Origin of the sequence: Nocardia brasiliensis ATCC 700358, from assembly GCF_000250675.2 — a bacterium.
GTDB classification, from domain to species: Bacteria; Actinomycetota; Actinomycetes; order Mycobacteriales; family Mycobacteriaceae; genus Nocardia; species Nocardia brasiliensis_B.
Window position 1 is genome coordinate 1319845 of the sequence record NC_018681.1, and the last position, 23449, is coordinate 1343293.

Sequence of the window (23449 nt, forward strand, 5' to 3'; positions counted from 1 at the left end):
GCTAGCGGCTGTTCGGGTTGTAGGGATAGTCCTGCACCCAGTGGAAATTGCGGCTCAGCAAGGGCAGTGAAGCCAGATCGAGCCGGCGCAACCAGATCTCGGTGCGGTGGCCGTTCAGTGTGCCGGAAAGTTTCAGGCTGTCCGGTCCGGCGGTATCGACCCGGAGTTCGGTGACCTGATCCGGACGGTCGTATCGGCTCAACGCCAGTCGATGGCCAGTGACGTCGACGGTGGCTCGATAGAACCCGATCGAGTCGTCCATGCGCTGGAATTTGAATTCATCCGGGTACTCGAAGAACACGCGTCGCCACTGCTTCTCATCGGTGATCAGCAGCGGCACCTCCTTGCCCTCCTCGGTCGCACGCTCCACGTTCCACACCCCGTACAGTGGCGGTTTCGCTCGGCTGGCACCGTGCTCGCGCCACGCGGCCGCGCAGTCCCCGACGATCGGGATCGCGATCCACAACCCGAGTAGAACCTGTGCGGCAAGGGCGATCCGAGCCGCCCGGTGGGCGCGGAAGAGCGGTGGCTGAGTCGAGAGGCCGACCGGCCTCCTGGACAGCAGCACATCGAACAGGCGGCCGAGTTCCGGTGCCAGCAGCACCAGGGTCATCACCAAGAGGTGCAGTGACATCGACTTGACCGGAACGTCGTAGGTCAGGTTGAGCACGAAGATCTGGGTGAGACCGACGGTGCCGAGCACCGCTCCGAGGGTGGTTGTCCGCGGCAGCACGAGCAGCAGGCCACCGATGGCCTCGAAGCTGCCGATCATGATCTCGTAACCCGGCGCGGCGCCGACCGACGACCAGAGCAGGCCCATGGGGGTCAGCTCGCCGAACGGTGACACCAGGGTGGTCAGCGGGGGTGACGGCATCTGTGTCAGCAGGATTTTGGCGATGCCGTAGAGCATGAGCTGTCCGGCCAGGGTGAATCGCAGGAACACCCGGAACCAGGCCAGCAGCGTCGGATACCTGGTCCGGCGTCGATCCAGCACGGACCAGACGAGCGTGGCCACGGCGGCGATGACGAGCAGGCAGAACAGCAGGACCCAGTCGTAGGTGCGGTCGCTGCTCGCCGTCGCGGCATGCACCAGGGGTGCACGCACGCCGAAGATGTGTGCAGCGGTCCAGTCCACCAACGGCGTCATCAGCCCGCTCACGTTCACCCCGGCGCTCGGACTGCTGAAGAACCCGAACAGCGGACTGATGAGTTGGGTGAGCACCGCATAGAGACCGAAATAGCTGACGCAGAAGCGAAAAACGATGCGAGTCAGCGGCCGCCATGCCGTAACCGCCGATTCCTCGGCCGGTTCGTGCTGTGGTTCGGCACGCGTGATCACCGACATTCGACATCAATCCTTCGCTCGGCCCAGCCGCGCCGGTGTGAGCGGTGCGGTCGAAGGCGTGGACGGGTGGTCCTCGCGGATCCCATCGTGCATCGGGAAGGACGCGCCGCCATCAGCCTGCGCGGTTGTTGGCACCCCGATGGCAGGCCGTACTGCCATCGGGGTGGCCGGTCGAATCAGTCGGTCGCGGAGGCGGTTTCGGCCCACGCGTCGAGCTCGGCGAGCCGATCGGCGAGGACGAGCCGATTGTTCGCGGTGAGCTCGGCGCCGTCGAGCATCTTCTGGAACAGGTGGCGATACAGCTCCACCGTCGCACGGTCGAAGTCGTAGCGGAACACCGCTCGATCGTCGACGCCGTGTGCCGCCTGCTCGATACCGTTGTTCGCGGCGAACTCTGCCAGGCGAGCCACCTGATCTGCGGTGAGTCCGTTCGGGAACAGGATCTGCCATTGTTGTGTTCCGGGCTCGGTCATGTGCAGCTCCTCCCTAGTCGAAGTCGAAGAACGTGGTATCCGCGTCGTAGATCTCCTCGCGCGGATAGGCGAGCGTGCCCAGCCATTCGTCGAATCGCTGGACTGCGTCCCGAATCGGGTCGAGGTCGGCTGCGCTCAGCGGCTCGTTGTTCAGCGCTTTGCGCAAGACCTCTCGGTGCGCGTCGACTTCGGCGCGGTCGAGTGCACCGGAGTGCCAGAACCGCGGATCCCGGCCCGCGCGGACGACATCCGCCGAGCCGGGATCGCACATACCTTCCGCAACAGCGAAATCCGCGATGCGCGCGATGTTTTCCTTCGTTGTCCCCGGTTCGAACCGTATCTGCCACGGTCCGGCAGCGGTCGGCGCGTCTGCGGTGTCGTTGTTCGAATGGTCCAAATCAGTCACCAATCCGGTTGAGGTTCGCGTCGTAGGTCCCCATCCGGGTCTTCTTCGAGGCAAGGTTCTCCGGCGAGCTCGCCATCTTCCAGCGCCCCCCGTTGTGGCCGTCGACGTCCTGTGAAATGTACAGGTTCTTCTTCTCGTGCTTGAAGATCAGGCAGCCATGGCTCTTGCCGACGTTGGCCACTGCGTAGCCGAGGTCGCGCGCCGCGGCCCGGTCCTCGGCGTCGGTAAACCGCTTACCGGCGACGGCTTGGAATGCGGGTGGCACGCCCGGGGTGTCCGCGTCGACGACGATCGTCGCGGTGGGGGCCGCGGCGCTCTCGGACGGTGCGGCGGCCGCCTGGGCACTGGTCAGGGCGAGGAGTGGCAGCGTCGCGAAGAGCGCTGCGGCAAAGGATTTGCGGATAGTGATCAAGGTTCTTCCGATCGTCTACAGCCGAGCCGGCGGCTCGGGGCGCACGCCGCGCCGACGAGGGCGCAAGCGTGAGTCAGGTATTGAGTGGTAGTGATGCACTGCGGCGTTGTTGGCGTGGCGGTCGACTGCCACGCCAACGCGCGAAGCCGCGCTAGACTCGCTCGACCGTGACGATCTTGGCGTCCTCGCTGATCGCTACCGCGACTCCGCCCCAGGTCACCAGCCAGGTGCGGTGCTGGGGCTGCCACTGGCCTTCGTACTTGCTGTAAATGGCGCTCTCGACCTGGTCCTCGTTGATCCTGCGCTCAGCCATGCGCTGGCGGGCGTGGTCGGTGTAGCCGGAGATGTAGTGCGGGCGGCGACCCGCTGCCTCCTCGAACCTGAAATCGGCTGCGCCGGGGATCTGCTCGGCGGCGACGAACGTGACCGCGGTATTCGGCGTCGCCGTGGAAGCTGCTGCAGCGAAAGGCATTCCGGTCAGCAGAATGGCGAAGGCGGCCACCGGCGCGGCGGCAGCACGGATAATTGATCGCAAGGGTTCCCCTCCTGGATTACTTGGGCTCGCTACGCCCGGATGATCGGGCGGCAACCGAACCGGCTGCGCACCCAGCGGTTTCATCGTGCCCGGCGGAACGCCCGAAAATGTTGCCCGGAACCAGCTTTGGCATTCGCGTGGCAGCTGGTCGGTAAATGTGGCAGTGAAGCCGGAACCCAGTGCGTTGACCCGGGACGAAAAATAGCCCAGGCCGGAGACTTTGGTAAGTCTCCGGCCTGGGCCTGCTGTAGCGGGGACAGGATTTGAACCTGCGACCTCTGGGTTATGAGCCCAGCGAGCTACCGAGCTGCTCCACCCCGCGTCGGGTGCCCCCAACCTTACACACCTTGGGGGCGGATGCGAAAACGCCTGGTGAGAGTGTCTGATTGTGGTCGGCAAGGCCGCGACGAAGACCGCTGAGATATGACGCACATCACCAAAAGGGTGGCGGTGAGATAGCCGACACACCGGGTTACCTGAGACGCCGTGTCAGGTTTATCGTGACTACTTCGCATTGCGTAGCTTCTGGGCGGATCACCGCCGCGGTCCGGGGACGAGAGCGACCGCTGACAACCGATCGTGCACTCTCTCTTCTGATTTCAGGAGGCGCTCATGGCGCTGCCTATCGGGCATACCGGGAAACGGACGCAGCGGACCGAACCGGTGGTGGCTCCTTCGGACAATCCGGGCGGATTCACCCATCGGCAGGTGTTGATCATCCTGAGCGGCCTGGTGCTCGGGATGTTCATGGCGGCGCTGGATCAGACCATCACGGCGACCGCGGTGCGGACCATCGCCGACGATCTGTCCGGATATTCGCTGCAGGCGTGGGTCACCACCGCGTACCTGATCACCGCGACGTTGACCACGCCGTTGTACGGCAAATTGTCGGATATGTACGGCCGCAGGCCTTTTCTGCTCGCCGCGATCGTGATTTTCGTGGGCGGCTCGCTGCTGTGCACGGTGGCGCAATCGATGTACGAGCTGGCGGTGTTCCGGGCGATCCAGGGCGTCGGCGCGGGCGGGCTGATGTCGCTGGCCTCGGCGGTGCTCGGGGATATCGTGAGCCCGCGGGATCGGGCGAAATATCAGGGTCACTTCTTGGCGACCTGGGCCCTGGCCAGCGTGATCGGCCCGGTGCTCGGCGGTCTCTTCGCCGGGCAGCACAGCATTCTGGGCGTAACGGGCTGGCGCTGGGTCTTTTTGGTCAATGTTCCGGTGGGGTTGACCGCGCTGGTGGTGGTGTATCGCGTGGTCAGGATTCCGCGAGCGGATCCGGATCGGGTCGCAGTCGACTGGCTGGGCACCGCCGCGTTCGCGGTCGGCATCACACCGATCTTGATCGTCGCGGAACAGGGACGCAGCTGGGGCTGGACCGGCACCAGCGCTGTGGTCTGTTATCTGGTCGGTGGAATCGGGCTGATCGCGTTCGTCGCCATCGAGGCCAGGATGGGTGATGCCGCGTTGATTCCGTTGCGGCTGTTCCGGAATCGCACGTTTGCGCTGGGCGTCGTGATCGCGCTGGTGGTCGGGGCGGCGCTGTTCGGCGGCATCATCCTCGTGCCGCAGTATCTCCAGGTGGTGCGTGGCGCCAGTCCGATCGCGGCCGGTCTGCAACTGTTGCCGATGGTGGTCGGGCTGCTGGTGGGCTCGGCCGTGTCCAACCGACTGATCAGCCGGACCGGCCGCTATCGCGTGTTCCCGCTGGCCGGGACCGCGGCCGTCGCGGCCGGCCTGTTCCTGTTCCACTACCTGACGCCGGAAACGCCGCTCTGGCGCACGATGATCTTCATGGCGATCACCGGGGTCGGGCTCGGAAATCTGTTGCAGCCCATCACGTTGGCGATCCAGAACGCCGCCGCGCCCGCGGACATGGGCGTGTCGAGCGCGGCCGCGACGTTCTTCCGCCAGGTCGGCGGCACGCTGGGGGTCGCGGCCCTGCTGTCGACGCTGTTCGGCTTGCTGCCCTCGCGGGTGGACGCGGCCGTCGCGACGGCGGCCACCAGTCCGGACTATCAGCGGGCTGTCGCGGCCGGTCTGCGCAGTGGCAATCCGGCCGATGTCGCGTTCGCGCAGGGTCTGGTCCGGCACGACCCGGCGGCGGTGCAGCGGATCCTCGACGACAGTTCGCTGATCCAGCAGCTGAATCCGGTGTTGGCGGCGCCGCTGAAGACCGGTTTCGCCGACGCCATGTCGACGGTGTACCTGGTGTCCGCGGGCCTCGCGGTGCTCGCGCTGGTGCTCGTGCTGTGCTGGAAGGAGATCCCGCTACGGGAATCCGGCGGCCTCGACGGGTAAGCGCCAGGCGTGCGTCGAAATTGCCGTGTGTGCGCGGCGGTAACTGTTTGTGGATCACGGAGATCTCTCATGGAAATGGATTCTTTGCCCGTTTCGCGCAAATGATAATTTCCGATTCGCCGGTTGCGGGAATGGTCCCGAGTGCGAAAAATAAGACAATTCTGTCGATAGTCGTTGTGCATTATCCCAAGTCAGAACGGATGTTTTGAGCACTCTTCTAACCGGTCAGCGGCCTGTTTCTGTAAAGAATCCGTAATGTCTTGTGAGGTGGACTACACCGTCTTGAATAGCATTAGCCCCAGGTTCACTGTATTCGGTACGGGCGTTTGAAAGACGGGCCATCGGCACGGCGGAAACGGTCGGGTATGAGCTTCATCGGTATTCAGAAATCGAAGGGAACGGTGGCGTCATGGTTGAACTACTCGACGCGATGGCCGTAGAGGAAATCGACCCGAACTTCTTCCGCGGCAAGCGGCAGCACCGCACCGCACTGATGCGAACTTTCGGCGGCGAGGTGGCGGCCCGGGCCTTGGCGGCCGGCTCGTCCGGGATGCCCGCCGAGTTCATGGTGCATTCGATCCACGGATACTTCGTCCGGCCGACCACGCCGGAGGTCCCGATCGACTACCTGGTCGACACGGTCAAGCACGGGCGCTCGTTCGCGGTGCGCCGGATCCGGGCGGTGCAGCACGGCAAGGAGACCTTCCTGATGGTCGCCTCGTATCACGTGGGTGATCGCGGGGTGCGGCACGCCGACCCGTGCCCGGACGCGCCCGCCCCGGAAGCGCTGGCGCGGATCGGCGCGGACGACGCGGGCAACGAATGGGCGGGCTGGGATATCCGGCGGGTCCCGGACGGGCCGACACATGCTGCGCGCCAGCAGGTTTGGCTCCGATACACCGGTGAGCTGCCGGCCTGCAAGGTGACCCACAGCTGCGCACTGACCTATGCCAGCGATATGACCCTGCTCGGCGCGGCCGTCGCGCCGTACCCGGGCATCGCCATCCAGACCGCCGCGCTCGACTATTCGATCTGGTTCCTGCGGCCGTGCCGTGTCGACGATTGGTTGCTCTACGACGAGATCTCGCCCTCGGCCGAGGGCGGCCGGGCCTTCACGCAGGGCCGGATCTTCAGCCGGGACGGCCAATTGGTCGCGATGGTGGCGCAGGAGCGGATGCTTCGGCTGGCCGAACCGGAGTTCGGCGACACGCTGACCGCGAAGGCGGCGTCCTGATGTCCCCGGTGTACGTCGGACTCACCGACAAGGCGTTCCTGCGGTTCCATCACGGGCACGGGGTGCCGGTGATCAGCCAGACCGTCGTGGTGCTGGCGAATCGGCTCACCGACGACCAGCTGCGCTCGATGTACGAGATCCTGTGCGCGGGCCCGTCCATGCGACGGGTGCACCGGCCCGCGGTGCCGTTCGCGCGCTGGCGCTGGGTGCCGGCCGACGCCGCGCTGCCGCTGAGCCTCGATCATGCCGCGATCGACGAGTGCGACATGCTGGCCTGGGCGAACACCCAGGCGCACTATCCGCTGGACCCCGAAAACGGTTACGGCTGGCGGATGTCGGCGGTGCCCACCCGGTCCGGCGGCATGGTGTGGTCGGTCATCGCCTCGCACGCCATCGCAGACGGGCACGCGGGGTTGATGGCGATCGCCGGGCTGGTGCATCCCGAACTCGCCACGACGGCATCACTCGGTGCGGTCATCGATCACCGCGGCGATCTCTTGGACGGATTGCGTCGCAGCGTCGCCGTCGCGCGCGGCGTCACGGCGGAAGCGCGTCGGATGGCCCGTGATCCGCGACATCGTGCGGCGGTGCGGCGGGCGTTGACGGCGCGCGAGCCTGCCCCGGTGGGCGAGCCGCTCGGCTGGCGGGAGGGCTCGGTCGTCGTCACTTTCGATGCGGCGCAATGGAATGCGCGCGCGGCGCAGCGCGGCGGCTCACCCAACACGCTCTACCTCGCGATGGTCGCCGATCTGCTGCGGCACTGCGCGCTGGTGGGTCCGGACGGCGCGCTGGTGTTGCTGACGGCGGTGCGGATCCTGCGCGAGCAGGACCAAGCCGACTCGAATTCCTTTGCCCGCGTGCCGATCGTGGTGGACCCGCAGTGGCTGGACCGGGGCGATCTCGCGCCGCTGCGGGTGGCGAGCAAGGCCGCGTTCGCCGACGCGCACGACGTGGGTTCCGGTGCGATCTCGCGCCCGCGGAACATGCCCGCCGAACTGATCGACGTGCTGCCGGAGGGCGTGGTCGAGCGGCTGGCCGACACCGCGCCCATCACCGTCGGCATGTGCTCCAACATGGGCGTGGTCGACTCGTTCGTGCCGACCGCGATGCGCCACGGCGCGAACCCGTCGATGTTCATGATGCGCGGGGTGTTCCAGGGCATCGACGCGCCGCGCGCCGACCGGCAGCCGATCGCGCTCGCGACCTGGTTCTCCCAGTTCGACGGGAAGATCCAGTGGGTGCTGGAGAGCCTCAAGCCCGAAATGGCGCACTCCGACGAGGAATTGGTCTTCCTGGCTCGGCTGGTAGCGGAGAGCTGGGACCTGAAACCCCTGCACGTCGTCAGCGGTGACGGCAGCAGCCGCACGACCTACAGGAAGTTCTCATGACCAAACCACTGATCAGACTCGGCACCGAGTTCCTGTACAACCCCTATCCCGTCTACGACGAGCTGCGCGCGCAAGGACCGGTCCATCACGTGCTGCTGCCGAACGGACTGTCCACCTGGCTGGTGGTCGACTACCAGCTCGGGCGCGCGGTGCTCGCCGACGACCGGGTGCGCAAGGACGCGGCGAGCATCGCGCCGATCACCACCCGGCTGCGCGGCGAGAGCGACGGAATGACCGCGGTGAGCACCGACCTGTGGAAACACATGCTCAGTTCGGACCCGCCGGACCACACCCGGCTCCGCAGGCTGGTCAGCAAGGCCTTCACCGCGCGTACCGTCGACCAATTGCATCCGCGGATCGAGACCCTGGCCGATGAACTGCTCGACCGGATGGCCGGAGCGCCCGAGGTGGACCTGATCGAGGGCTACGCGCTGCCGATCCCGATCACGGTCATCTGCGAACTGTTCGGGGTGCCCGAGACCGACCGGAACCGGTTCCGCGAGCTGTCGACCACGATGACCGCGACCTCGGCGGAGAACGTCGAGGATCCCGACGCGGCCGACTCGCCGTTCTATGCCACCGCCGCCCAGCGTGCCGCGGCGAGCGTCGAACTGGCCACCTACTTGATCGGGTTGATCGCCGAGCGCACCAAGAATCTCGGTGACGATCTGCTTTCGCAGCTGATTCTTGCCAATCACGAGGGCGACAAGCTCAGCGACCAGGAACTCATCGCCATGCTGTTCCTGATCCTCGTGGCCGGCCACGAGACGACCGTGAACCTGATCGGCAACGGACTGCTCGCGCTGCTGCGGGATCGGGCGTTGTACACCGAACTCGCTGCGGAGCCCGAGCGGATTCCGGCGGCGATCGAAGAGTTCCTCCGTTACGAGGGCCCGGTCCACGTGTCCACCCTGCGGTACACCGCGGAGCCGATCACGGTGGCGGGCATCGACATTCCGGCCGACGAGCTGATCTCGGTGTCGCTGCTCGCGGCCAATCACGATCCCGGCCGGTTCACGCACCCGGACCACATCCGGATCGGGCAGGCCGCCAAGGGCGGGCATCTGGCGTTCGGGCACGGCATCCACTACTGCGTCGGCGCGCCGCTCGCCCGGTTGGAGGCGCGGCTCGCGTTCGAGAAGATCCTGGCCAGATACCCGGACATGCGGCTCGCCGAGGCGGTGCGCTGGCGGCCGAGCAGCACCTTCCGCGGCGTGCAGTCCCTGCCGGTCGTGCTCGAATGAGCTTGCCGGAGCCCGGAAACGGCCGAAGCCGGGTGGTCGGTGCCGGCCACCCGGCCGCGGCGTTGCCCTGGCGCGTCAGGGGATTCGGCGGGTAATCGCCGATCAGCCGAACTTGATCCCTTGCGCCAGCGGCAGTTCGGCGGAGTAGTTGATCGTGTTGGTGGCCCGGCGCATGTACGCCTTCCAGGAATCCGAGCCGGATTCCCGCCCGCCGCCGGTCTGCTTCTCGCCGCCGAACGCGCCGCCGATCTCGGCGCCGGAGGTGCCGATGTTGACGTTGGCGATGCCGCAGTCCGAGCCGTCCGCGGCCAGGAAGCGTTCGGCCTCGCGCTGGTCGGTGGTGAACACCGCCGACGAAAGTCCCTGCGGCACTGCGTTGTGCAGGGCGATCGCGCTGTCGAAATCGTGGTACGTCAGCACGTACAGGATCGGCGCGAAGGTCTCCTCGCGCACCACCGCGGTCTGCGCGGGCATCCGCACGATCGCCGGGCGCACGTAGTAGGCGTCCTCGCCGAAGCCGTCGACTCGCTCACCGCCGCAGATCAATTCGCCGCCGTCGGCCAGCGCCTTGTCCAGTGCCGTGCGCATCCCGGCATAGGCCCGTCCGTCGATCAGCGGCCCGACGAGAACACCGTCCTCCAGCGGATTGCCTACGCGCAGTTGCTGATAGGCGCTCTCGATCCGCTCGAGCAGCGGACCGACCACGTCGGCGTGCACGATCAGCCTGCGCAGCGTGGTGCACCGCTGCCCGGCGGTGCCCGCCGCCGCGAACACGATGCCGCGCGCCGCGAGCTCCAGATCCGCCGAGGGCGTGACGATCGCGCCGTTGTTGCCGCCCAGTTCCAGCAGGCAGCGGCCGAACCGCTCGGCCACCCGCGGCGCGACGATCTTGCCCATCCGCACCGAACCGGTGGCGCTCACCAGCGCGACCCGCTCGTCGTCGACGAGGCGGGCACCGACCTCGGCCGCGCCCTGAACCAGTTGGTGCACTTCGGGATCCGCGCCGACCTCGGCCGCGGCGCGACGCAGCAGGGTGTGGCAGGCCAGCGCGGTGAGCGGGGTGGTCTCCGAGGGCTTCCACACCACCGTGTCGCCGCAGACCAGCGCGATCGCGGTGTTCCACGCCCAGACCGCGACCGGGAAGTTGAACGCCGAGATGACCCCGACCACGCCGAGCGGATGCCAGGTTTCCATCAGCCGGTGACCCGGGCGCTCCGACGGCATCGTCTGCCCGTACAGCTGCCGGGACAGGCCGATGGCGAACTCGCAGACGTCGATCATCTCCTGCACTTCACCCGCGGCTTCGGCGCCGATCTTGCCCGCCTCCAGCGTGACCAGCTCGGCCAGTTCGCTCTTGTGCGTGGTGAGCAGTTCGCCGAGCCTGCGCACCAGCGCGGCGCGGACCGGGGCGGGTACCGTGCGCCAGGCGCCGAAAGCCATGGCGGCCCGTTCGATCGCGCTGTCGACCTCGTCCAATGAACTGGCCCGCAGGGTCAGCAGGCGTTCGCCGGTGATCGGACTGCGGGCGAGCAGGTCGCCGGGTTCGGGGGATTCCACGCCGAGGCCACGCAGCACCGCCGCGGCGCGCTCCGCGAGTTCACGAGTGGTCTGAACATCTGTCATCTGTTGCTCCGCCGTACCTTTCGGCCGCATTGCGGCATATCTGTCCCATGTCTTGGGAGGATCGGGGTGAGGTTTCTGCCACGAGCCGGGTTGCCTGGTTTACCCTTCGCTGATGGCGGATACACCGGCAAGACCAGTACTGGACGACATAGATCGCCTGCTGATTCGTGAATTGATGGCCGATGGACGCGCCACGTTGTCGAACCTGGCCGAGAAGGCGAGCCTGTCGGTTTCCGCCGTGCAGTCGCGGGTGCGCAGGCTGGAAGCACGCGGCGTGATCCGCGGATACACGGCGCACGTCGACCCCGAGGCGCTCGGCCAGCTGTTGTCGGCATTCGTCGCGATCACTCCTCTCGACCCGTCGCAGCCGGATGATGCCCCGGCAGTGTTGCAGCACATCCCCGGGATCGAGGCGTGCCACTCGGTGGCAGGCGACGAGAGCTACATGCTGTTGGTCAGGGTGGCCTCGCCGCGGCACCTCGAGCAGCTGCTGCAGGAGATCAGGGCGACCGCCAACGTCAGGACTCGAAGCACCATCATCCTGCAGACATTCTATGACAGGTAGCCGTTACGTGTAATTAATCCGCTTTCCTGTACAGATTCCGTAAATTTTCGTACCCTCGATGGTGTGACCATCGAACTGGAACGCACCCGCCCGGCGGTCACCCCCGCCGCCCGAGTGCATGAGATCTTGTCGGCCAGCATCCTCGCCGATGGCTTCGAACTAGTCCTCGACCTACAGAAATCCCGCGGCTGCCGGCTCGTCGACGAACGTGACGGCAGCTCCTACCTCGACATGTTCGGCTTCTTCGCGTCCAACGCCCTGGGTATGAATCACCCCGCGCTGGCCGAGGACGCCGAGTTCCGGGAGGAGATCGCGACCGCCGCGATCAACAAACCGAGCAACTCCGACATCTACACCGTCGAGATGGCCCGTTTCGTCGAGACCTTCGTGCGCGTGCTGGGCGATCCCCGGCTGCCACACCTGTTCTTCATCGACGGCGGTGGCCTCGCCGTGGAGAACGCGCTCAAGATCGCGTTCGACTGGAAGAGCAGGCACAACGAAATGCACGGCCGCGCACCGGAACTCGGCACCAAGGTGCTGCACCTGACCGGCGCGTTCCACGGCCGCACCGGATACACCATGTCGCTAACCAACACCGATCCGGTGAAGGTCGCGCGGTTCCCCAAGTTCGACTGGCCGCGCATCGAGTCGCCGTACCTGAGCGACGCGCACGATATCGTCGAGGTGGAAGCGCGCGCACTGGATCAGGCGCGCCGCGCCTTCGCCGAAAACCCGCACGACATCGCGTGTTTCATCGCCGAGCCGATCCAGGGCGAGGGCGGTGACCGGCACCTGCGGCCGCAGTTCCTGCAGGCGATGCAGCAGCTCTGCCACGAGAACGACGCGTTGTTCGTGCTGGACGAGGTGCAGACCGGCGTCGGCATGACCGGAACCACCTGGGCCTACCAGCAACTCGGCCTGCAGCCCGATGTCGTCGCCTTCGGCAAGAAGACCCAGGTGTGCGGCGTGATGGCGGGCGGGCGCGTCGACGAGGTGCCCGACAACGTGTTCGTGGTGAACTCCCGGATCAACTCCACCTGGGGCGGCAACCTCACCGACATGGTGCGGGTGCGGCGGATTCTCGAAGTGCTGGAGCAGGATTCGCTGGTCGATCGGGCCAAGGCGCTCGGCGCGCATCTACTGGATCGGCTGGAGTCGCTGGCCGAGCGGCATGCGAGCATCAGCGAGCCGCGCGGGCGCGGCCTGATGTGCGCGGTCACCGTGTCCTCGGTGGCGCTGCGGGACGAGGTGCTCACCGCGCTGCGCGAGCAGGAGCGGGTGCTGATCCTCGGCACCGGCGAGCGTGGCATCCGCTTCCGCCCGCCGCTGACCGTTTCCGCCGCCGAACTGGACGAGGCGGTCGACGCGCTGGACCGGGTGCTCGACCGGCTCGGCTGACGAACTTCGCACACCTCGCCGGAACCCGGTCCGTGCGTCGCCACGGCGGGTTGCAGTGTGACGACTCGGCGAGGTGTGCGAACACCCTCAGCCGGTGTGCGGGCGTAAGCCGAGCGCGCCCTCGACGAACCGCTGAACAGCGCTCAGCCCGGCATCGAGCGCCTGCTCATGACCGGGACGAGCCCAGCCGGTGAGTTTCGCGGTGCCGTCCGGCGCTGGCGTCGCGCCGACCTCGGCGACCAGTTCGGCGGTGGTCGGTTCGCAAACGGCCCAGGAGAAATGGGATTCCTCGACCCAGCCCGCGAAGCGCAGAGCGACGTAGCCGGGGTCGGTGATGCCGCCATGGGCCAGGGCGGGCCGATCGTCGATGCGGTCGTCGGCGCGCAACGCGCGCAGATACCAAGTGCCCGCGTTGATCTCGATCGGTTCCATTCGTGTCCGCGCTCCTCGACGATGTGCGGCGGCGCCCGCTTCGGTGCCGCTCGATACGTCGAGGCTATCGGTCGGCTTCGTGCACGACGCGGCCGTCCCGGAATACCGTGTCGACGGCGCGCAGCGCGGTGATGTCGGTCAGTGGGTCGCCGGTGACGACCAGCAGGTCGGCGGCCCGGCCCGGTGCCAATACGCCGATGGTGTCGGCGTGCAGGGCGGCGGCGGGCGTCACGGTGGCCGCGATGAGCGCTTCGCGCGGGGACAATCCTGCGGCGACGAGCAATTCGAGTTCGCGGATCAGGCCCGGCCCGGCGTAGACGCCCGGCATCCCGGCGTCGGAACCGGCGATGATCCGGCCGCCCGCGTCACGGAACTCTTTGACCCGCAACCGAATCGCCGCTTTGGTTGGCTCGTCGAAGACCAGGTCGGTGACCGCGAGCGTCGGCGCGAGCGTGATACCGCGCCGCACCAGGGTTTCCGGAAAGCCCTCGGGCCAGCCGGCTAGCACGCCACGAGCCTCCAGATGGTCGAGTCCGTCGACGCCCGCCGCGAGCAGATCGTCCAGGTCGGCACGAGTTCCCCAGTGCGCGAAGACCTTCGTGCCGTGCCGGTGTGCCTCATCGATGATCGCCGCGAGGATATCGGGCCGAATCGGTTCCAGCACTTTGCGTTCCGGGTTCCCGCGCTCCTGCACCACCTTGATCAGATCGACCGGGTCCGCGCCGGTGACCAGCGCACGGACCATCTCGCGCGCCCGCTCGGGACTGTCCGGGAGCCGTACCGCGTCCGAATTCGGTTCGACGCCGATGGTGGCGACCGGATGGCCGCCGGGTGTGGTGAAGATCGGTCCCGCGATCAGCAGGCGCGGTCCCGCCAGGTCGCCGTCGGCGATCCGGCGCCGCAGGGTGTGCACCCATTCGTTCTCGTCACCCATGCTCCGGACCGTGGTCACGCCGTTGCGCAGGAAGTTTCGCCGCTTGTCGGGGTGATAGCGGTACCAGTCGGCGACGATGCCCGGCAGGTCCAGCAGGCCGAGGTCTTTGCCGCGGGGCACCTCCGGCGCGTTGAGGTGCACGTGCGAATCGATCAGGCCGGGCAGTACGGTGCGGCCGGTGAGATCCCGTCGTGCGACGTCCTGCGGTATTGCCACGTCCGGGCCGATCGCCGTGATCAGGCCATCCTCGATCAGGATGGTCGAGTTCGGGTGCGGTGTCAGGTCCGGGCCCACGAGCACGGTGGCACCGGTGAGCACCAACTTGCCGGTCTGGCGCGGCGCGGCCTTGTACAGCGTGAGCCGGTAGTGCGCGTAACCCGCCGCGATGGACAGCAGGAGCAGCGTCACCACGACCGCGAGCGGATACAGCAGCCAGCGGCGCAGTCTGGCGGATCGCGTCATGGCCTCGACGCTACGGCGACCGGCTCGGGCCGGTCATGACCCGAGAAATCGGCGTCAGTCAGTCAATTTCGGGGTCGCGCCGGTTGCGGCGGCGCTCCCGCCCGCCGCCGTGCCCGCCGTGCCTTCCCCCGAACAGCAGCGCACCGACCAGTGGAATCGCCAGGAACCAGAGCCAGCTGCCGGTGAGGAAGAACAGGATGACGGCCAAGATCGGGATCACCGCCATCACCCGCTCGGGCCATTCCGACAAGAACCCGGACTCCGGTTTCGCAGGCACGGCAGCCGCTTTGGCGAGCGGCTCGGGCAGATCGGTGAACACCTGCGTCAGGTCGCCGCGGGTGACGGCGGCCGCGACGATCGCGCTGCGCTCGTCGAATTCCGCGACGCTGAGCCGCCCTGCCGCGAAATGATCGGACAGTCGCCGCATCGCGTCCTCGCGCTCTGCGGTGCCGATACGGATTTCGGGTAGCTCCTCCATGAGGAAAGGCTAGCGGGAGGTTCCATATATGGGTGCGACGTGGTTCGGCCACTACCGCCTCGATCGATTGCTCGGCAGCGGTGGTACCGGACAGGTCTGGCTCGCCTACGACGACACCACCGGACGGTCCGTTGCGCTGAAGGTGCTCTCGGCCACCTACGCCGGCGAGCCGGCCTATCGGCAGCGGTTCACCAGGGAGGCGCGGCTGGCGGCCCAGGTGCGCGGACCGCACCTGGCGTCGATTCACGCGTTCGGCGAACACGACGGTCGGCTCTATCTCGCCATGGAGTTCATCGCGGGCGCCGACCTGGCGACGTTGCTCCAGCGGGAAGGGCAGCTACCACCCGCGCGGGCGGTGCGGATCGTGATGCAGGTCGCGCAGGCACTGGACGACGCGCACCGGGCCGGGCTGGTACATCGAGATGTCAAGCCGTCCAACATCATGCTCGGACCGGACGACCACGTTCACCTGATCGACTTCGGCACGGCGTATCGGATCGACCAGCCCGCGCTGACGACGAGCAGCAATGTGGTCGGCACGCTGGCCTACATGGCTCCGGAGCGTTTCTCCGGAGCGGGGGACGCGCGGTCCGATCAGTATTCGCTGGCCTGCGTGCTCTACGAATGTCTCACCGCGCGAAGGCCGTTCGGCAACGCCGACGCCGCGCAGTCGTTGCTCGCCCATCTGATGACCGAACCGCCGCTCGCCGCGGACCTGAATCCAGCGGTGCCCGCCGCGCTCGACGCGGTGATCGCGCGCGGCATGGCGAAGGTGCCGGAGCAGCGGTGCGCTAGCGCGGGCGAGTTGGCGGCCGCCGCCTATGCCGCGGTCACCGGGCTCGACGTGCCGACGGTGGAGACCGCGGCCGTGGTGCTGCCGACGACAAGCGCACCGGGCCAACCGTTTCGTGCGTCTGCGGCGGCGACGCTGCCGAGGACCCGGCCGGAGCGGATGGCCGGTGCCCGGGCTACGGCCGCGCCGCCGAGTCCGGCTCGGCGGGAGACGAATTCGCGCATTGCGGCTGCCGTGCTGGCCGGTCTGCTGGTCACCGTCGGGCTGGCGTTCTGGTTGGGGCAGTCGCTCGATCGGGAAAAGGGTTCGGCTGCTAGGGCTTCGGCCCCGCTGACGCCATCCCGTGTGGTTTCCTCGCCGGTCGAAACGGTGCCCACGCCTGTTCCCGTGGTATCGATTCCGGCCGCGCCGATCGTTCCGGCGGCGTGGCAGCCCTGTGATCCCGCCGTCGCCGCGCGTGGTGTCGCGGCGGACGGCATGCTGCTGCGCTGTGTGCCCACTGTCGGGAGCGCCGCGAGCTGGATGCCGTCGGAGCCCAGCGCCGAACCACCCCGTGCGGAACCGCCTCGTGCGGAACCGCAGAAACCGGATACCGCGAAGCCGGAGCGCGGTGGACCTGCCGGTGCCGAGGACGGCAACAACGGCACCGGTACGGGCAAGAACGAGCACGGCGGCCACGGGCACGACAACGGGCAGGGCCGTGGAAAGGCCGGCAAGGACAAATAGCGCGGCCGACGAAGGGCGGCGAGCATCACAAAGGGCGCGCCGACGACCGGCGAGGATCGCGTTCCTGCCGAAGGCCGTGGCATCGGCGGCTTTCCCGTGTCTCCTGTCGGGCGGGCTCGGTCACCGCGAGGGTGTCGTTCACGACACACTGGCCGGGGTGCCGGGGCGCGGTTACGCTGCGAAGGAGGTTGGGTCCTTTGGTATCTGCGGTCGGAGCAGGCGTTTTCCGGTGTCGCCGCAGGTGATCGGGGCCAGCGGGCCGAGCCTGGACAAGTCGACGGTGACTGGAGGTTCGCGATGGGGGAGGTGCGATTCGGGGGCTACCGGCTGGATCGATTGCTCGGCCGGGGCGGCATGGGCCAGGTCTGGCTGGCATACGACGATGCCGGTGCGCGCTGGGTCGCGCTGAAACTGTTGCCGACCGAACTCGCGGCGGACGCGAGCTACCGCAAGCGTTTCGAGCGCGAAGCGGAAGTGGTGTCGAAGCTGCGTGATCCGCGCATCCCGCGTATCCATCGCTTCGGGGAGATCGACGGCAGGCTCTTCATCGACATGGAGTTCGTCGAGGGCGCCGATCTGGCGACCATGATCGCGGCCGGGGCGCTGGGGCCCGCAACGTCCGTCGGCATCGTCGGTCAGGTCGGCGCCGCACTGGACGTGGCGCACCGGGCCGGGCTGGTGCACCGGGATGTCAAACCGTCGAACATCGTCGTGCACGCGGGCGGGTTCACCTATCTGATCGACTTCGGTATCGCGCACGGCATCGGGCAGACCGCGGTCACCACCACCGGGTTGGCGATCGGCACCCTGGCCTACATGGCGCCGGAACGGTTCACCGGCAAGGCGGATGCCCGTTCCGACGTGTACTCGCTGGCCTGCGTTCTCTACGAATGCCTGACCGGCGCCCGGCCCTACGGGGACACCGACCCCGCCCAGCAGATGCACGCCCACCTGATGACCGATCCGCCGCGCGCGGGCGCCCGCAACACCGCCGTCCCGGCCGCCCTCGACGCGGTCATCACCCGCGGCATGGCCAAGAATCCCGCCGATCGCCACCCGACCGCGGGGGATTTCGCGGCGGCGGCCAGTGCGGCCATCGGCATCCGCCGCCCCATGCTGCCCCAACCACCCACTAAATCCGTGCGGCCCCCGAGCCAGACCAAGGTGCTGCCCAACGACGGCCCACCCCACCCCGATGCCCACGGTTCGTCCGGGGCCGTCGGCTCGCCGTACCCGGGACCCGCCCGCGGGCAGCGCCTTTCGCCGACGCGCGTGATGCCGCCGGCTGGATCGGCCGCCGCTTCTGCCGCCGCGGAATCGGCCGTGGGTCGCGCGTCTGCGGGTGCTGATGGGGCGAAACGGCTTTCGCCGACCAGAGCGTTGCCGCCCACCGGCGCGGCCGCGTCTTCATACGACGGCCGCCCGGCGGGAAGTAGCGTTGCTGCGGGAAGTGCTGGGGTGCAGCGCCTTTCGCAGACGCGCGTGATGCCGCCGACTGGATCGGCCGCCGCTTCCGTCGACGCGGGATTGGTAGTGAGTGATGCGTCTGCGGGTGTTGGTGGGGCGAAGCAGCTTTCGCCGACCAAGGTGATGCCGGAGCCTGGGCCGACGCCGACGCTGGTGGCGACCCGGCTTGCTGAGTCGGTCGTGCCGGCTCCGCCGCAGGGATATTCGCAGCCAGGGAGTCGGTTGCCTGCGGCGCGTGCACCACATTCGCCGGCGGGCAAGGCGGGTTTCGGTACCGGCGCGCCGGGGACCGTCGTGCCGCATCGCCCTACGCCGCCTCGGTCGCTCGCGGCGAAGTTGGGACTCGTCCGGTCCAAGCCGAGACCTGTTGTTTCGCAATATGTTCCGCAGGCTCCGCAGCCGCCGGTCGTCCCCTCTCGGTACCCCGTCGGGTATGGGCGCAAAGTTTTTCCGGCTCCGGCGAAACCTCCGAAGGACGCGCGACGGCGACCGCCCGCAGCCCGGCCGCGCCGTCGCAAGCGCGGCTTCGTCTCGAAGGTCGTCGGCGCGTTGGTCATCGTCTTCCTGACCCCGTTCATGCTGGCGGCCGGATGCGTCGCATTGCTGGCAGCGGGCAATCGGGCCGCGGACTCGGGTGGGAGCCCGGCCGCGCCGCCGCCACCGACCGCCGTGGCCGAGGAGAACCCGGGACCACCGCCGGAACAGCCCGGTCCGGTGGGGCCCGCCGGGGCCGGAACGCCGGTGCGGGACGGCAAGTTCGAGTTCGTCGTCAGCGATGTCGACACCGGCGTGCGGCGGGTCGGCCTGCAGCAGGCCGCCGGTTCGTTCGTGGTCGTCACACTCGCGGTCCGTAATATCTCCGCCGAGGCGAAGTGGTTCCTGCCGTTCGGCCAGCGCCTGTTCGACGCGGCGGGCACCGCGTTCGACCACAACGCCACCGCGACCATGTGGCAGGTCGCCCAGCGCAGCTACAACTACTCGTTCGAGCTGGCCCCCGGCCAGTCCGCGACCACCCAACTGGTCTTCGACGTCCCCGCCGAGTCCACGCCCACCCACCTGGAACTACACGACTTCGTCCTCTCCAACGGCGTCGCCGTCCACCTCGGCTAGCACTCACGCACCCGTTCTGACCTCACGCACCCGCTCTGCCATGCCACAGCGCGTGCGAGAGCCCAGAACCCGTGCGAGAAGTCAGAACCGGTGCGCGCGGGGTCAGGCGACGCGCATCGTGTCGGCGAAAACGGTGTGGACGGCGTTGCGGCCGATTTCGAGGGCCTTGGCGAGCAGGCCTACGTCGCGGGCTGCGCTGTCGACGTCGGGGGAGCCGAGTGGCGGGTGGATCTGCAGGACTGCCTCGCCGCGTTCGGTGAGTGCGCGATCCTCGATCGCCTGCTGTTGCGGACGCTGGATCCAGGCGCGGTAGGCGCCGGGGGCGACGGCGCGCAGGTAGCCGCCGCCGACGACGCGGTGCAGCAGCGAGGCGGGCGGGCGTTGTTCATCGATCCGGCGGGTGCGCAGCACCAGGGCGTGTGTGGCGCCGGCGTGGACGGCGGTGCGGATCGGGACCGTTTCGGTGAGGCCACCGTCGAAATACTGTGCGCCGCCGAGCCGTACCGGTGGCCCGGCCAGGATGGGCAGTCCGGCGGAGGCGCGGATCGCGCCCATCAGTGTGCGCTTGTCGACGATGTGCGGGTGCAGGTCCACCGCCCGCCCGGTCCGGATGTCGGTGGCGATGGGATGAAAAGTGGTGGGGTTGGCCAGGATTGCCGGGAAATCCATCGGCTCGATGCCGTCGTAGACCTGATGCACCAGGTAGCGCAGGTCGAAAGCCGGTCGGCCGCGCAGCATCCGGGCCGGATCGATGGCCCGGCGCATGATGTCCGGGTCGGTCCAGGACCGCATCCCCGCCACCGCGCGCCCGCAGAGCAGCCACGCGGCATTGATCGCGCCCGCCGACGTGCCGTACACCGCGTCGAACACGGAGGCGAGACCGAGTTCCTCGAGCGCCGACACCATGCCGCTCGAATACACGCCGCGACTGCCGCCGCCCTCGATGACGAGCACCAGCCGATTGCCGTCGGCACGGGTGCCCGCGGTGCGCCGCGCGCGGATCAGCTCCGCGACGACGGAGACGCTCGTACTGGTCACCGGACCACGATACGACAGAGCGGGCGCGGGCGGCAGCGCCCAGCGCCCGCTCGAAGCGGTGTTCGCCGTACGTTTACGCGAGTACTACTCGATCTCGCTCAGTGTTCGGAACGTCTTACTTGATCTCGGCGAGCACGGTGCCCTGGGTGATCGCGGCACCCGCCTCGACCGCCAGCCCGGTGACCACACCCGCCTTGTGCGCGTTGACCGGGTTCTCCATCTTCATGGCCTCGAGCACCACGATCAGGTCGCCCGCCTCGACGGTCTGGCCCTCTTCGACGGCGACCTTCACCACGGTGCCCTGCATCGGCGCGGTGACCGCGTCACCGGAGGCCGCGCCGCCGCCCGCGCCGCCACGCTTGCGCGGCTTGGGCTTCTTGCGCACGACACCGGCACCGTTGCCCGCGGCGGCCGCACCGCCACCGAGGCTGAACTGACCGGGCAGCGACACCTCGACGCGACGCCCGCCGACCTCGACGACCACCTTCTGCCGGGGCAGGGCCTCGTCCTCTTCGGCCGGGGCGGCGCCGGTGTACGGCTCCACGGTGTTGGTCCACTCGGTTTCGATCCACTTGGTGTAGACGTCGAACTTCTCGCCGTCACCGATGAAGGCCGGATCCTCGACGATCGCGCGGTGGAACGGGATGACCGTGGCCAGTCCCTCGACCTGGTACTCGGCCAGCGCGCGCCGGGCCCGTTCGAGGGCCTGGGTGCGGTTCTCGCCGGTGACGATCAGCTTGGCCAGCATGGAATCGAACTGGCCGCCGATCACGCTGCCCTCGACCACGCCGGAGTCCACGCGCACACCGGGGCCGGTGGGCTCGCGGTACACCGAGACCGGGCCGGGGGCGGGCAGGAAGCCGCGACCCGCGTCCTCGCCGTTGATCCGGAACTCGAAGGAGTGCCCGCGCGGGGTCGGGTCTTCCTTGATCGTCAGCTCTTCGCCGTTGGCGATGCGGAACTGCTGGCGCACCAGGTCGATACCGGCGGTCTCCTCGGTGACCGGGTGCTCGACCTGCAGGCGGGTGTTGACCTCGAGGAAGGACACCGTCTCGCCCTGCACCAGGTACTCGACCGTGCCCGCGCCGTAGTAACCGGCTTCCTTGCAGATGGCCTTGGCCGAGGCGTGGATCTTCGCGCGCACCTCGTCGGACAGGAACGGCGCGGGGGCCTCTTCGACCAGCTTCTGGAACCGGCGCTGCAGCGAGCAGTCGCGGGTGCCCGCGACCACCACGTTGCCGTGCTGGTCGGCGATCACCTGGGCCTCGACGTGGCGGGCCTTGTCCAGGTACTGCTCGACGAAGCATTCGCCGCGGCCGAACGCGGCGATCGCCTCGCGGGTGGCCGACTCGAACAGTTCGGGGATCTCCTCGATGGTGTGCGCGACCTTCATACCGCGTCCACCGCCACCGAAGGCGGCCTTGATCGCGACCGGCACGCCGTACTGCTTGGCGAACTCGACGACCTCGTCGGCGTTCTTCACCGGGTCCTTGGTGCCCGCGGCCATCGGGGCCTTGGCCCGCTCGGCGATGTGCCGGGCGGTGACCTTGTCGCCGAGGTCGCGGATGGACTGCGGGGACGGGCCGATCCAGATCAGCCCGGCGTCGAGGACGGCCTGGGCGAAGTCGGCGTTCTCGGAAAGGAATCCGTAGCCGGGGTGGATCGCGTCGGCGCCGGACCGGGCGGCCGCGTCGAGGATCTTGTCGAACACGAGGTACGACTCGGCCGAGGTCTGGCCGCCGAGCGCGAAGGCTTCGTCAGCGAGCTGCACGAAGGGCGCGTCCGCGTCGGGCTCCGCGTAGACCGCGACGCTGCCGATGCCTGCGTCCTTGGCTGCCCTGATCACGCGCACGGCGATCTCGCCTCGGTTAGCTACGAGTACCTTCGTGATCCGTGCGCTGGCGTGGCTGGGCACTGAGCCTCCTGTGTGCAATCTCTTTTGGTCGCCCCGAGGTCGACAGAACTACGTCTCGGGCGAGTGTAGGCAGTCTGCCAACAGACGCCGAACTCGGCCAGTCCTACTGGACAGTAGGTCGGGTATCACACACCGCCTGTCCGGCGAGAACGCCGAGCATGCGCTACCTGGCGCGAGCGCGCCGGCCCGCGGCGGCCGGTACCGCACCGGGTTCAGTCCCCTTGGCGATCGGCATACGCACCGAGTTGCCCCACTCGGTCCACGAACCGTCGTAGTTGCGCACCGTCTCGATACCGAGCAGATACCGCAGCACGAACCAGGTATGGCTGGAACGCTCGCCGACCCGGCTGTAGACGATCACGTCGTCCGCGCCGGCCAGCTCGCCGTACACCGCGTCCAGTTCGGCGCGGGAGCGGAAGCGGCCGTCGTTGCCGAATGCCTCGGTCCATGGAATGTTGGTCGCGGTCGGGATGTGCCCGCCGCGCAGTGCCGCGTCCTCCGGATTGATTGGTGGCTGGACTAGTTCGCCGGAGTACTCCTCGGGCGAGCGCACGTCCAGCAGTGGTCCGCCGAGGTGGGCGAGCACGTCCTCGCGGAAGGCCCGCGCGCTGCTGTCGTCGCGGACCACGTCCGGATAGTCGCTCACGGAAAGATAGGGGGTGTCGAAGGTGGTGTCGCGTTCCTCGGAAATCCAGGCGTCGCGGCCGCCGTCCAGCAATCGCACATCCTCGTGCCCGAACAAAGTGAAGACCCACAATGTGTGCGCCGCCTGCGCGTTGCCCCGGTCGCCGTAGATCACCACGGTATCGTCTCGCTCGATTCCCTTGGCGCGCATCAACTCGGTGAATCGGGCGCCGTCGATGTAGTCGCGGGTGACCGGGTCGTTGAGATCGCCGCGCCAGTCGATCTTGATGGCACCGGGTACATGCCCGATGTCGTACAGCAATATGTCCTCGTTGGACTCGACGATCTTGAGTCCGGACGTGCCGATGTTTGCCGACAGCCACTCTGTGGTTACTAGTCGGTGAGGATCTGGGTAAGCACCGAATGAGGGATGAGGGTCCGGAGCAGCGGGCACGTTGTGGGTCCTTCGCGCGAGGTAGACGGCGGTTACGGCGGTTCAGGTCTCACAGCGATGGTAAGTGTGAGGCGATAGTTGCTTTCGTTTCAGAT

At 68.0% G+C, this 23449-nt stretch carries 20 protein-coding genes and 1 tRNA gene; 8 read left to right on the plus strand and 13 right to left on the minus strand.

From position 1 onward, the window contains the following. Position 1: 1 nt before the first annotated feature. The 6 genes from O3I_RS05755 to O3I_RS05780 all read right to left on the minus strand — a co-directional run bounded on the left by O3I_RS05755 (position 2) and on the right by O3I_RS05780 (position 3493). Positions 2–1345, minus strand: coding sequence for a hypothetical protein (locus tag O3I_RS05755; protein ID WP_014981956.1), 1344 nt, complete (start codon positions 1343–1345; stop codon positions 2–4). A gap of 176 nt (positions 1346–1521) precedes the next feature. Beyond that, entirely contained in the window at positions 1522–1818 is a 297-nt protein-coding gene (locus O3I_RS05760; RefSeq protein ID WP_014981957.1) for a hypothetical protein, read from the minus strand. 13 nt (positions 1819–1831) lie between these two features. Continuing rightward, complete coding sequence (locus O3I_RS05765; protein WP_014981958.1) at positions 1832–2224, minus strand: hypothetical protein; 393 nt, start codon at positions 2222–2224, stop codon at positions 1832–1834. After that, positions 2217–2636 carry a toxin C-terminal domain-containing protein gene (locus tag O3I_RS42405; protein ID WP_014981959.1) on the minus strand — a complete coding sequence of 140 codons (420 nt, stop codon included), beginning with the start codon at positions 2634–2636 and terminating at the stop codon, positions 2217–2219. The genes O3I_RS05765 and O3I_RS42405 overlap by 8 nt, the downstream gene beginning before the upstream one ends. A 151-nt stretch (positions 2637–2787) precedes the next feature. Beyond that, positions 2788–3171: a DUF4258 domain-containing protein gene (locus O3I_RS05775; protein WP_167829103.1), complete on the minus strand. Its 384-nt coding sequence runs from the start codon at positions 3169–3171 to the stop codon at positions 2788–2790. 248 nt (positions 3172–3419) lie between these two features. Continuing rightward, a tRNA-Met gene (locus O3I_RS05780) sits at positions 3420–3493 on the minus strand. A 290-nt stretch (positions 3494–3783) separates the two neighbouring features. Here O3I_RS05780 and O3I_RS05785 point away from each other — a divergent pair. The 4 genes from O3I_RS05785 to O3I_RS05800 all read left to right on the plus strand — a co-directional run bounded on the left by O3I_RS05785 (position 3784) and on the right by O3I_RS05800 (position 9335). Then, positions 3784–5469, plus strand: a complete 1686-nt coding sequence (locus O3I_RS05785) for an MDR family MFS transporter (protein ID WP_014981961.1) — start codon at positions 3784–3786, stop codon at positions 5467–5469. Between the two features lie 409 nt (positions 5470–5878). Then, positions 5879–6703: an acyl-CoA thioesterase gene (locus O3I_RS05790; protein WP_014981962.1), complete on the plus strand. Its 825-nt coding sequence runs from the start codon at positions 5879–5881 to the stop codon at positions 6701–6703. Next, the gene (locus tag O3I_RS05795) at positions 6703–8091 is read left to right on the plus strand and encodes a hypothetical protein (protein WP_014981963.1); all 1389 of its coding nucleotides are present in this window, start codon (positions 6703–6705) and stop codon (positions 8089–8091) included. The genes O3I_RS05790 and O3I_RS05795 overlap by 1 nt, the downstream gene beginning before the upstream one ends. Beyond that, positions 8088–9335, plus strand: coding sequence for a cytochrome P450 family protein (locus O3I_RS05800; protein WP_014981964.1), 1248 nt, complete (start codon positions 8088–8090; stop codon positions 9333–9335). The genes O3I_RS05795 and O3I_RS05800 overlap by 4 nt, the downstream gene beginning before the upstream one ends. A 102-nt stretch (positions 9336–9437) precedes the next feature. Here O3I_RS05800 and O3I_RS05805 read toward each other — a convergent pair whose 3' ends face one another. Next, a complete protein-coding gene (locus O3I_RS05805) occupies positions 9438–10958 on the minus strand; it encodes an aldehyde dehydrogenase family protein (protein ID WP_041563428.1) in 1521 nt (506 codons plus the stop codon). Positions 10959–11070: 112 nt separating this feature from the next. Between O3I_RS05805 and O3I_RS05810 the strand changes: the two genes are divergently transcribed. Then, positions 11071–11523: an Lrp/AsnC family transcriptional regulator gene (locus tag O3I_RS05810; RefSeq protein WP_014981966.1), complete on the plus strand. Its 453-nt coding sequence runs from the start codon at positions 11071–11073 to the stop codon at positions 11521–11523. A 63-nt stretch (positions 11524–11586) separates the two neighbouring features. Next, positions 11587–12921: an L-lysine 6-transaminase gene (gene lat, locus O3I_RS05815; RefSeq protein WP_014981967.1), complete on the plus strand. Its 1335-nt coding sequence runs from the start codon at positions 11587–11589 to the stop codon at positions 12919–12921. Positions 12922–13008: 87 nt separating this feature from the next. Here the strand turns inward: lat and O3I_RS05820 are convergent, their stop codons facing one another. From O3I_RS05820 to O3I_RS05830, 3 genes are all read right to left on the minus strand, one after another. Further along, positions 13009–13353, minus strand: a complete 345-nt coding sequence (locus tag O3I_RS05820; protein ID WP_014981968.1) for a hypothetical protein — start codon at positions 13351–13353, stop codon at positions 13009–13011. A gap of 64 nt (positions 13354–13417) precedes the next feature. After that, entirely contained in the window at positions 13418–14749 is a 1332-nt protein-coding gene (locus O3I_RS05825; RefSeq protein ID WP_014981969.1) for an amidohydrolase family protein, read from the minus strand. A 58-nt stretch (positions 14750–14807) separates the two neighbouring features. Continuing rightward, the gene (locus O3I_RS05830; protein ID WP_014981970.1) at positions 14808–15227 is read right to left on the minus strand and encodes a DUF1707 SHOCT-like domain-containing protein; all 420 of its coding nucleotides are present in this window, start codon (positions 15225–15227) and stop codon (positions 14808–14810) included. A gap of 28 nt (positions 15228–15255) precedes the next feature. Between O3I_RS05830 and O3I_RS42410 the strand changes: the two genes are divergently transcribed. Together O3I_RS42410 and O3I_RS42415 are read left to right on the plus strand one after the other, a co-directional pair. Further along, positions 15256–16746: a serine/threonine-protein kinase gene (locus O3I_RS42410; RefSeq protein WP_014981971.1), complete on the plus strand. Its 1491-nt coding sequence runs from the start codon at positions 15256–15258 to the stop codon at positions 16744–16746. Between the two features lie 297 nt (positions 16747–17043). Then, a complete protein-coding gene (locus O3I_RS42415) occupies positions 17044–19323 on the plus strand; it encodes a serine/threonine-protein kinase (protein WP_014981972.1) in 2280 nt (759 codons plus the stop codon). A gap of 102 nt (positions 19324–19425) precedes the next feature. On the opposite strand, the gene O3I_RS05845 is transcribed toward O3I_RS42415, so the two are convergent. From O3I_RS05845 to O3I_RS05855, 3 genes are all read right to left on the minus strand, one after another. Next, on the minus strand, positions 19426–20361 hold the full coding sequence (locus O3I_RS05845) for a patatin-like phospholipase family protein (RefSeq protein ID WP_014981973.1): 936 nt from the start codon (positions 20359–20361) through the stop codon (positions 19426–19428). Positions 20362–20476: 115 nt separating this feature from the next. Beyond that, positions 20477–22276: an acetyl/propionyl/methylcrotonyl-CoA carboxylase subunit alpha gene (locus O3I_RS05850; protein ID WP_014981974.1), complete on the minus strand. Its 1800-nt coding sequence runs from the start codon at positions 22274–22276 to the stop codon at positions 20477–20479. Positions 22277–22439: 163 nt separating this feature from the next. Next, complete coding sequence (locus O3I_RS05855; protein WP_041562430.1) at positions 22440–23354, minus strand: sulfurtransferase; 915 nt, start codon at positions 23352–23354, stop codon at positions 22440–22442. Between the last annotated feature and the right edge of the window lie 95 nt (positions 23355–23449).

What these genes read in the sequence shown, in the direction of transcription:
- O3I_RS05805 (WP_041563428.1), bottom strand. Translation starts at nt 10,958, where the DNA reads ATGACAGATGTTCAGACCACTCGTGAACTCGCGGAGCGCGCCGCGGCG.
- O3I_RS05820 (WP_014981968.1), bottom strand. Translation starts at nt 13,353, where the DNA reads ATGGAACCGATCGAGATCAACGCGGGCACTTGGTATCTGCGCGCGTTG.
- O3I_RS05830 (WP_014981970.1), bottom strand. Translation starts at nt 15,227, where the DNA reads ATGGAGGAGCTACCCGAAATCCGTATCGGCACCGCAGAGCGCGAGGAC.
- O3I_RS05825 (WP_014981969.1), bottom strand. Translation starts at nt 14,749, where the DNA reads ATGACGCGATCCGCCAGACTGCGCCGCTGGCTGCTGTATCCGCTCGCG.
- O3I_RS05785 (WP_014981961.1), top strand. Translation starts at nt 3,784, where the DNA reads ATGGCGCTGCCTATCGGGCATACCGGGAAACGGACGCAGCGGACCGAA.
- O3I_RS05800 (WP_014981964.1), top strand. Translation starts at nt 8,088, where the DNA reads ATGACCAAACCACTGATCAGACTCGGCACCGAGTTCCTGTACAACCCC.
- O3I_RS05760 (WP_014981957.1), bottom strand. Translation starts at nt 1,818, where the DNA reads ATGACCGAGCCCGGAACACAACAATGGCAGATCCTGTTCCCGAACGGA.
- O3I_RS05810 (WP_014981966.1), top strand. Translation starts at nt 11,071, where the DNA reads ATGGCGGATACACCGGCAAGACCAGTACTGGACGACATAGATCGCCTG.
- O3I_RS05795 (WP_014981963.1), top strand. Translation starts at nt 6,703, where the DNA reads ATGTCCCCGGTGTACGTCGGACTCACCGACAAGGCGTTCCTGCGGTTC.
- O3I_RS05790 (WP_014981962.1), top strand. Translation starts at nt 5,879, where the DNA reads ATGGTTGAACTACTCGACGCGATGGCCGTAGAGGAAATCGACCCGAAC.
- O3I_RS05755 (WP_014981956.1), bottom strand. Translation starts at nt 1,345, where the DNA reads ATGTCGGTGATCACGCGTGCCGAACCACAGCACGAACCGGCCGAGGAA.
- O3I_RS42410 (WP_014981971.1), top strand. Translation starts at nt 15,256, where the DNA reads ATGGGTGCGACGTGGTTCGGCCACTACCGCCTCGATCGATTGCTCGGC.
- O3I_RS42415 (WP_014981972.1), top strand. Translation starts at nt 17,044, where the DNA reads ATGGGGGAGGTGCGATTCGGGGGCTACCGGCTGGATCGATTGCTCGGC.